Source organism: Halochromatium sp. (genome assembly GCF_046541315.1).
Taxonomy (GTDB): Bacteria; Pseudomonadota; Gammaproteobacteria; order Chromatiales; family Chromatiaceae; genus Lamprobacter.
Map to the genome: position 1 here is coordinate 1 of NZ_JBKHDN010000110.1, position 9,066 is coordinate 9,066.

Consider the following 9,066-nt stretch of genomic DNA (forward strand, 5'->3'; position numbering starts at 1 on the left):
CTTCCGGCCAGGGGCTCGCGGCGGTGGCCGAGCACGAGGCCGCGCTCGAGCAACTGCAGGGGCGTCTGCGAGGTCTGCGGGAAAGCATCGATGACAACCTGCGTTACCGTGACGCCCTGCTGGTGGAGCTGCGCCGCTTCGAGCGCGACATCGGCGACCTCGGCCGCGCCAACCGCGAATTGGAGGCGTTGGTCGCCGACCAGCAAGCGGCGCTGCTGGGCACTGAGGCCCGCCTGCAAGCCCTGCGCGCCGATCTTGAGCGGGCGCGCGCCGCGCTCGCCGATCTCGTGCGCACCGCCTATGGCATGGGCCATGGGGATCAGATTCGCCTGCTGTTGGGGCAGGAGGATCCGCGCCGGGCCGAGCGCCTGTTCGGCTATTATCGGATCGTCGCCGCCGCGCGTGCGGCCCGGGTCGAGGAGATTCGCGCTCTCGAGCAGGATCTGCGGCGGCTCGAACAACGCGAGCGTGAAGACACCGCCCGGCTCGCGCGGCTGGCCACGCGTCAGGATCGCACCCGCCAGCGCCTGAGCAACGCGCTCGCCGCGCGCGCCGCCGTCTTCGCCGATCTCGAGCAGCTCATCGCCGATGAACAGACCCAGGCCTCGGCCCTGGGCGCCGATGCCGAGGCGCTACGCGCCCTGATCGCGCGCCTCAAGCGCAGCGCCGAAATCGCCGCCGAAGCCGAATTCGCGCCCGCCACGCTCAGCGAACGCCGCGGACGCCTGGCCTGGCCCCTGCGCCCCACCCGCGTCCTGCGCGGTTTCGGCGAGGGCCGCGAGCAGGGTGCGCTGCATGCCGACGGTGTCCTGCTGGCGGCCGAGGCCGGCGCCGAGGTTCACGCCGTGCATCACGGCCGGGTGGTGTACGCCGATTGGCTGCGCGGCTTTGGCATGTTATTGGTAATCGACCATGGGGGTGGCTACATGACCCTGTACGGGCATAATCGCACCCTAATGAAAGAGGTTGGCGAATGGGTTGGCGCGGGTGATCTCATCGCCCTGGCCGGCAGCAGCGGTGGCGCCGAGCACAACGCGCTGTACTTCGCCATCCGTCATCGGGGCCGGGCCATCGATCCCGGCCATTGGTGCCGCTCCGCCAGTTAGGCGATTGACGGCAATCGCCTTAGGCCTTACAGCACACAGCAACAGCCGGGCCGCGCTCCGAGCCCGCAGGATGAATCCATGACCAATCGCCAGTTCGCCCTTCCCGCTCTCCTCCTCTGTGGCCTGCTGCCCGCCGCCTGGGCGCAGGATGACGCGGCGCCGCCCGACGCCGAGCCGGCGCCGGTGGTGCAGCCGCCGCCGCCCGGCTTCAAGCCCACCGACACGCGCCCGGAGCCGAGGGTCGAGGAGGTGGAACAGGTGCTCGAGTCGGCCGAGGCCGAGGACGCCACGCCCGAGGACCTGCCGCTCGATGAACTGCGCGTGTTCGCCGAGGTCTTCGGCCGCATCAAGAGCGACTATGTCGAACAGGTCGAGGATCGCGACCTGCTCGCCAGCGCCATTCGTGGCATGCTCGCCGGGCTCGATCCCCACTCCGCCTATCTCGATCCCGAGCAGTACCAGGATCTACAGACCGGCACCACCGGCGAATTCGGCGGCCTCGGCATCGAGGTCGGCATGGAGGACGGGTTCGTCAAGGTCATCGCCCCGATCGACGACACCCCGGCCCAGCGCGCAGGCATCCAGGCTGGCGATCTGATCGTGCGCATCGACGACAAGCCGGTCAAGGGCATGAACCTCAGCGACGCCGTCGAGCTGATGCGCGGCAAACCCGGCAGCGCCATCACCCTCACCCTGATGCGCGATGGCGAGGCCAAGCCGCTGCGCGTCGAGATCGAGCGTGCGATCATCAAGGTCGCCTCGGTCAAGCAGCGCCTCCTCGAACCCGGCTTCGGCTATCTGCGCGTCGCCAACTTCCAGTCCCGCACCAGCGAGGATCTGCTCAAGGCCGTCGAGCGCCTCGAGCAAGACAATGACGGCCCGCTCAAGGGGGTCATCCTCGACCTGCGCAACAACCCCGGCGGCATGCTCAACGCCGCCGTCGGCGTCAGCGACGCCTTCCTCGAGCAAGGCCTGATCGTCTACACCGAAGGCCGTCTCAAGGATGCCAAGCTCGAATTCCGCGCCGGTCCCGACGATGTGCTCGAGGGCGCGCCGCTCATCGTGCTGGTCAATGGCGGCAGTGCCTCGGCCTCCGAGATCGTCGCCGGCGCCCTGCAGGACCAGCGCCGGGCATTGATCATGGGCAACGAGACCTTCGGCAAGGGCTCGGTGCAGACCATCATCCCGATCGACGAGCGCACCGCGGTCAAGCTCACCACCGCGCGCTACTACACCCCCGCCGGGCGCTCGATCCAGGCCCACGGCATCGTGCCCGATATCATTCTCGAGCGCGGTCACCTGACCCTGGACACGGACGCCGAGGTCGCGCCGCTCAAGGAGGCCAATCTGGTTCGCCATCTCGAAGACCCCAAGGACTCCGAGGACTCCGGGGACTCCGGGGACTCCGAGGATGCCACCGATGCTGATGCGCGCGGCGACGACGAGGCCTCCAACAACGGACCCGCCAGCGAGGAGACCGCCGGCCCAGGCAAGGATCGCAAGACGTCATCGCTCGCGGCCGAGGATTATCAGATCTTCGAGGCGCTCAACGTGCTCAAGGGTCTGGTGATCCTCGGGCAGACGCCGGCCGCCGAGGCCAACGCGGTCAACACCTCGGATCTTCCCGACTGAACGGGTGCCCTCAGCGCCGCGCGAGCAACAGCAGCTGACCGTCGCGCAGCACCTGCGCGCTATAGAGTCCACCGGCCGATTCCAATGCCTGCGCCAGATCGTCGAGCCGGGCGATGGCGCGGCGATTGACCTGCACGATCAGGTCGCCCTCGCGCAGTCCGTTCTGCCAGGCCGGACTGCCGGGGCGCAGCGGGCCGACCATGACCACCCGGGTGCGGCTGCGGTTGTGGCGCCGGACCGCTTCGCCGATCAGCGCGCCCTCGAGCACCGGGCTCAGCGTCTCGCCATGGACGAAGTCGGCATAGGGGTCTTCGATCACCGCCCGCAGTCGGCGCGCCTTGCCATTGCGCAGGATCTCCAGCTCGATCTCGGTGCCAGGGCGCAGCAGGCCGATGCGCGAGCGCAGATCGCCGGCGCTGGCGATCGGGCGCCCGTCGACGCTGGTGACGATGTCGCCCGGCTTCAGCCCGGCCTCGGCCGCCGGGGAGTCCGGCTGAACGGTGGCGATGACCGCACCGCGAAACAGGTCGATGTCGAGCGCGGAGGCGATCTCCGGGGTCAGATCCTGCACCCCGGCGCCGAACAGGCCACGGCGCACGCTGCCGTGCTCGATGATCTGACTGGCGACGGTCTTGACCATGTTGGTCGGGATCGCGAAGCCGATGCCGACGTTGCCGCCGCCGGGGGCGAGGATGGCGGTGTTGATGCCGACCAGCTCGCCGCGCAGGTTGACCAGCGGGCCGCCCGAATTGCCGGGATTGATCGAGGCATCGGTCTGGATGAAGCTCTCGTAGCCCTCGATGCCGAGCCCGGTGCGCCCGAGCGCGCTGACGATGCCGGAGGTGACCGTGTGCGCGAGTCCGAACGGGCTGCCGATCGCCACCACGAAATCGCCGACCCGCAGCTGATCCGAGTCGGCGAGCGGAACCGCGCTGAGATGATCGGCCTCGACTCGCAGCACGGCGATGTCGGTCTCTGGGTCGGAGCCGACCAGCTCGGCCTCGAGCCGGCGACCGTCGTCGAAGGTGACGCGGATCGCATCGGCGGCGCGCACCACATGATGATTGGTGAGGATGATGCCGCGCTCGGCGTCGATCACCACGCCCGAGCCCAGGCTCTGGCTCTCGCGATTGCGCTGATGGCCGGGGATGTCGAAGAAGCGGCGGAAGAACGGATCGCGCAGCAGTGGATGCTCGGTCGCGGCGATCTCGGTGACGGTGGAGACGTTGACCACGCCCGGGACGGTCTTGGCGAGCATCGGCGCCAGCGACGGCAGCGGCTCGCCATCGTCGACCACGGCCGGCAGCACGGCCGTTGCCAGTGGTGCCGTCAGTGCCAGCCAGATGGCGAGCAGCGCGGTGTTGCAGGAGCGGACACTGGGTTGCGAGCACTGCGCTGCGAAAGCGCGAAGGTTGAAGACAGGCATCGGTCTTTGCAGCAGATTCTGCGGTTGGTCGCGGCAATGGTTGGGCGCCCACATGGACGACCCTGTCGGCATGCAATCGAGGACAATCGTACAATACCGAGCATTTGATCGCAGTCTTTTAAGACCATGTCCATCTTCGGCCGTTTTCTCGACATCAATTGTCCGTCGCGGCTCGTGCTTGCCGCCGATGGCCGCTACCCCGCCTTCCGGGTGGAGTTCGTCGCCGACGGGGAGATCCCTTTCCCGCAAGTGATCCTGCGTGCCTCTGGCCGCGAGACCCTGATCAACCACGCTGCCATCCTCGGCGTCGAGGACGGCAGCGGGCGCTGGCATTACCAAGCCAGGATCCCTGCCGGCAGCGCAGCGGGCGAGCGGCTCGAGTTGCAGATCGAAGGCTGCCGGCGCGCCGAGATCCAGCAGGCCGGCGGCGGCGATTGGATCAAGACCTTCGCCGAGGTGCGGCTCGAGCGCGCTGGCGCGGAGGCGGGATCCGCTGACCAGCGCGGCTCGGCTGCCGAAGGCGCGGCTTTGGCGGCTACCGGGCAACGCTCCGCTGGCGCCCGCGCCGAGATCCAGCCCGCGCACGGCAATGGCGCCGAGGTCAAGGTGTACTTCGGCATCCACAAGCACATGCACCAGCCGTACTACGACACCACCAACCCGGACCATTGGGATGGCGAGAAGGACGAGATCTTTGGCTCGCGCGCCGGCAACTACACCGATTTCGTCCCAGCCGCGGTGCGCCAGTACCGCGATGGCGGTCTCGCCCATGCCGGGCTCTCGACGAGCTGGAGCGGGACGCTGATCGAGCAGCTCGAGCGCTGCGCCGAACTCGGCCGCTGCGGCGGGCGCTTCAGCGGCTGGAACCGCGCGCTGCGGGAGATGGCCGAGGCCAGGACCGCGCTCGGCAATCCGCGCCTGGCATTCTCCGCGTTCGGCTTCTACCACCCGCTGATGCCGCTGATCCCTCACCGTGACATCGTGCGCAATATTCGCTGGCACCGTGAGCTGATCGAGCGCGTCTTCGGCGCCGAGGCATCAAGGGTGCTGTTCCCGCCCGAGACCGCGTTCCATGTGCGGATGATCCCGGCGCTGGTCGAGGCCGGTGTCGAGGCGGTGATCGTTGACTCGATCCATCGCTTCCGCGCCTGCCAGGACTATCCCTATGCCGGCATCGAGGAGGGCATGCTGCCGCCGAATCCGGCCGATCAGGTCAATCCGCCGGTCGACGACTGGCTGCAACTGCACAATATCTGGGCGGCGTCGAAGATCAGCCCGCGCCTGCTGCGGCCGGAATATGTCGGCTACGAGGACGTCGAGGGCCAGCTGCACAAGCTGATCGCGATCCCCGCCGAGCGTTATATCGGCAACGAGGATGCGCGCGGTGGCTTCGGCGCGCTGCAATATCCGGACGTGCTCGGCCAGCTCTATCAACGCATCGTCGACACTGGCGGCTTCGATCCCAAGCATCCGCCGTTCTTCCTGCTGCATTCCGATGGCGACAACCACGGTGGCGGTGCCGATAGCTACTACCATCACAACACCGCTCAGCTGGTCGCTTGGCTCAAGCGCGATCCGCGCTTCGAGCTGACCACGGCGGAGGACTATCTGCAACGCTTCCCGCCCGACCCGGAGCAGGTCGTCCATATCGAGCCTGGCGCCTGGGCCGGCGCCGACAACGGCGACCCGCAGTTCATGAAGTGGTTCAGTCGCTACGACCAGTCCTATTCGCCGGACCTGAACTCCTGGGCCGTGCTGACGGCGTTTCAGGATCTGGTGCACACGCTCGAGGACAGCGCGCCCGAGCATCCGGCGCTGGCCGAGGCGGTGCGGTTGCTGTTGACCGCCGAGACCAGTTGCTATTGGTACTGGACCGGACAGTCGGAATGGGATCGGCAGGTGACCAATGCCGCCAATTTGGGCCACGGCCGGCTCAAGGCGGAACTCGATGTCCTGGTCGCCGCCGGCCGCGACCGCCGCGGGCCGACCATCTTCCCGCCCTGGATCGTGCCGGAGAATCCGGGCGGCAAGCGTTGGGGTCAGGGCTGCCTGCTCGATGCCCCGCGCGCGGGGGTCGTGCATAGCTTCGTCGCCGACTGCTCGGGCTTGACGCGGGTCGAATTGGTGTTGCGCGACGAGGCCGGCGAGCGGCGCCTGCCGATGCGGGATCACGGACCCTATCCGACACAAACCGGCGCGGCGTTGACCGCGAACTACTTCACCGCCGAGCTACCGGTCGGCGCCGGCGATGTCCGCTACTATCTCGAAGCCGAGGATCGGTGCGGCAATGTCAGAGGCGGTAGCCTGGAGCGGGTCTATTTGGCCTGAGGGGATCGCGCGGCGGCAGCGTCTCGACGGAGCCGGCCCAAGGGCAGGCGTTTCAACCTGCCCCACATGCATCATATCCATTGAATCAGCACGGGCCGGCGATGATCCGAGAATTGATGCGATTCTCGGCGCTTGCTTATTGGTACTTCTCGCAGCCGCTCTTGTCTTTGATCGGGTCCAAGAATACCGCGTTGTACCAAGACACCTGTTTGTCACAGATGTGGTAGAGGTTCACTGAATTGGCATAGCCCTTGATAAACATGGCGAGGCCAATCACCACGATGGCGAACAAGAACAATAGGAACAGGGACTTCATCAACAGTTCTCCTCAGGTAACGGCCGCGCGGCCGGTTTTGTCTCGATCTGACGGGTCGCCTAAGAGACCCCAGATTAGCTAGGGCTGAAGGGCCGGTCAACGCGAAACCAAGGGCCGGGAACGCGGACGTGGTCGATACTGAGCGAGGCCTTGATCATCGCCTGGCCCGCTGTTGCTAAGCTGCCACAAGTGTGGGTAAGGCTGCCTCACCGGCCGCAGTCGTCGTCGCGCCGGTCGAGCCGGCTAGGGCATGCGCTCGAGCACTTGCTCAAACAGGGACGGATGCGCTTGAGCGAAAAAGCGCTCAGCGGCCGTGGTGCCATCGGGACGCGTGATGGCGACGTTGTGCAGGGCGGTCAAGACCTGCTGTTTGCGCGGACTGAGGCGGTGATGGCCATGCTGATAGAGTGCGAGGAAGCCATTGCGTCCCTCGACACAGGAGTTGCTGCGTTGAAATAGATCGGCACACTCCCCCGCGACTTGCTTGAGGTCGCGACGGGTCTGCTCATCCAGGGACTGGATCGGGTGCGCGGGCTGCCGCAGCGGAGCGAGGCGCTGGGCACTCAGTGCCTGAAGCCGATGGCGTTGCTCAGCACGGCTGCAGCGCACGGCAGCACGCTCCAGATAGAGCGCCGGGATCAGCTCATTGAGCAGCGCCTGTTCAATCGCCGGTGCGAGATCCAGCGCCTGCACCCGGCTGTTGACCCTCATGAAGAAGAACGCCAGCGTCGCGACCAGGCCCTGGGTCAAGCGCTTCGCCTTGGCCAGAGGCGCGCCGAGGTGCTCGGAGAGGTCCACCTCTTCGGCGATCGCCTCTAGGCGCGCAAACACCGTTTCTAGACGAGTTTGCAGCTGCTCGGGCGTCTGCGCCTGCCCCTGTTGCAACTCATAGGGATGATCGACCTCGCTGAAAGCACCGATGAGGGCTTTCGCCTTAGCGCGCTGCGCTTGGGCGCGCTCATGCGCGAGGCGGGCCTGGACGTCGGCGTTAGCGCTGCATCGATACGCGCGGCAAACGCCGGTGGACGTCCCGGGCCATGGCGGCGACGATGATAGGCGTGCTCGGCCGCGCATTCCCCTTGCCAGCGCACCTTCGCCTTCGCTTCTGCTGTCTCGGCCTGCTGCTCGGCACGCTTCAAGGCCAGACTCAGCGCCTGACTCACCTCATGCTGCAGATGGAACAGGTCCGTGGAATGATGCGCGCCCAGATCGCGCTCGACATGCGCTAACAATCCCTTGGCCTCATCACTGGTGCCTTGCACCACGGTCACATTCAGCCCCTCGAGTCCACCCTCGAGCGCCTGTGTCCAGGCCGCCGCCGAGCGCTCATCGCTCGTCTGCTCGAGCAGGATGAAGCCCGAGACCGGGTCGATCGTGACCAAGCGCATGCCGTCCTTCCAGGTCTCGTCTTCGGCGATACTGAGTGGGCGATGGGGCATGGCTGGGGCCAGCGTTCCGCGCGCCACACCGGCGCTCGTCGCGGCCGCGCGTTGACTCCGCCCAGCGTGCTGCGCCTGTGCCACTGTCTGCCGATGATGGGCGCGATCCAAGAGATCATGGATTGGCGTTGGGCGTCGTTCTGCACGAGAGTCAACAGCGGTAGAGGCATCGGGTAACGGCTTTTCCCTCGGTCAGTTTGCACTTCCAAGGGTACGCCGACCCGGCGCTCCTGCCACTCCTTCAGCGGGGTTGATTGCCTACCGGAATACTCGGTATTGGACCGAGCGATGATCAAGGCCGGCACGACGAACAACAATCCGTAGTCTCCGCTGCCGAGATAGACACAGGTGAAGTGCCCGTCTTTCAGGGTTACACCTTCCCGCTGGACGTCATACAAGGTCCACTGGTCGCAGATATCGGGAAGGGGTTTTGAGACATCTTCCGGCTCGATCAGGTAGACTTTGCCGTAGATGTCAGGGTCGTAGTCGTCGATGGACTCTATGCAGAGTCGGACGAGTTCTCGTAGGGTTTGATAGACGGGATGGGTGTTTGGTAGTTGATGGATGTCTTCGGCATGTTTGAATGCCAGCATTTGCATTTCCTCCGAGTATAAAAAAACCCGCCGAAGCGGGTTTTGGGGTTAATTTGCGCTCTAGACCATCAGCGTATCAGTCGACGAGGCTAGAGTCTTCACACGGCCTTTTTTCCACGACGCCGAGTGAAGGGCAGAAGACCAGCCAATCCCGAACCAAGCAACCCCGCTGTAGCAGGAAGTGGTACAGCCGAAGGTTGCGGGTCAGGCGAGACTTGCAGGTCAG

The 9,066-nt window shown here is 66.2% G+C and carries 7 protein-coding genes; 3 read left to right on the forward strand and 4 right to left on the reverse strand.

All coding sequences use genetic code 11. From position 1 onward, the window contains the following. Positions 1 to 1,106, forward strand: a 1,106-nt coding sequence (locus ACLFQI_RS08650) for a murein hydrolase activator EnvC family protein (protein ID WP_410758521.1), incomplete at its 5' end; no start/stop codon positions are given. A gap of 78 nt (positions 1,107 to 1,184) precedes the next feature. Then, a complete protein-coding gene (locus ACLFQI_RS08655) occupies positions 1,185 to 2,738 on the forward strand; it encodes a S41 family peptidase (protein WP_410758524.1) in 1,554 nt (517 codons plus the stop codon). Between the two features lie 10 nt (positions 2,739 to 2,748). Here ACLFQI_RS08655 and ACLFQI_RS08660 read toward each other — a convergent pair whose 3' ends face one another. After that, positions 2,749 to 4,164, reverse strand: coding sequence for a DegQ family serine endoprotease (locus ACLFQI_RS08660; protein ID WP_410758529.1), 1,416 nt, complete (start codon positions 4,162 to 4,164; stop codon positions 2,749 to 2,751). Between the two features lie 126 nt (positions 4,165 to 4,290). On the opposite strand from ACLFQI_RS08660, the gene ACLFQI_RS08665 reads away from it, so the two are divergent. After that, complete coding sequence (locus ACLFQI_RS08665) at positions 4,291 to 6,492, forward strand: glycosyl hydrolase family 57 (protein WP_410758530.1); 2,202 nt, start codon at positions 4,291 to 4,293, stop codon at positions 6,490 to 6,492. A 136-nt stretch (positions 6,493 to 6,628) separates the two neighbouring features. Here the strand turns inward: ACLFQI_RS08665 and ACLFQI_RS08670 are convergent, their stop codons facing one another. The 3 genes from ACLFQI_RS08670 to ACLFQI_RS08680 all read right to left on the reverse strand — a co-directional run bounded on the left by ACLFQI_RS08670 (position 6,629) and on the right by ACLFQI_RS08680 (position 8,247). Further along, positions 6,629 to 6,808 carry a hypothetical protein gene (locus ACLFQI_RS08670; protein WP_410758531.1) on the reverse strand — a complete coding sequence of 60 codons (180 nt, stop codon included), beginning with the start codon at positions 6,806 to 6,808 and terminating at the stop codon, positions 6,629 to 6,631. 243 nt (positions 6,809 to 7,051) lie between these two features. After that, positions 7,052 to 7,639, reverse strand: coding sequence for a DUF6399 domain-containing protein (locus ACLFQI_RS08675; RefSeq protein ID WP_410758532.1), 588 nt, complete (start codon positions 7,637 to 7,639; stop codon positions 7,052 to 7,054). 5 nt (positions 7,640 to 7,644) lie between these two features. Then, positions 7,645 to 8,247: a hypothetical protein gene (locus ACLFQI_RS08680; protein WP_410758534.1), complete on the reverse strand. Its 603-nt coding sequence runs from the start codon at positions 8,245 to 8,247 to the stop codon at positions 7,645 to 7,647. Positions 8,248 to 9,066: the final 819 nt, after the last annotated feature.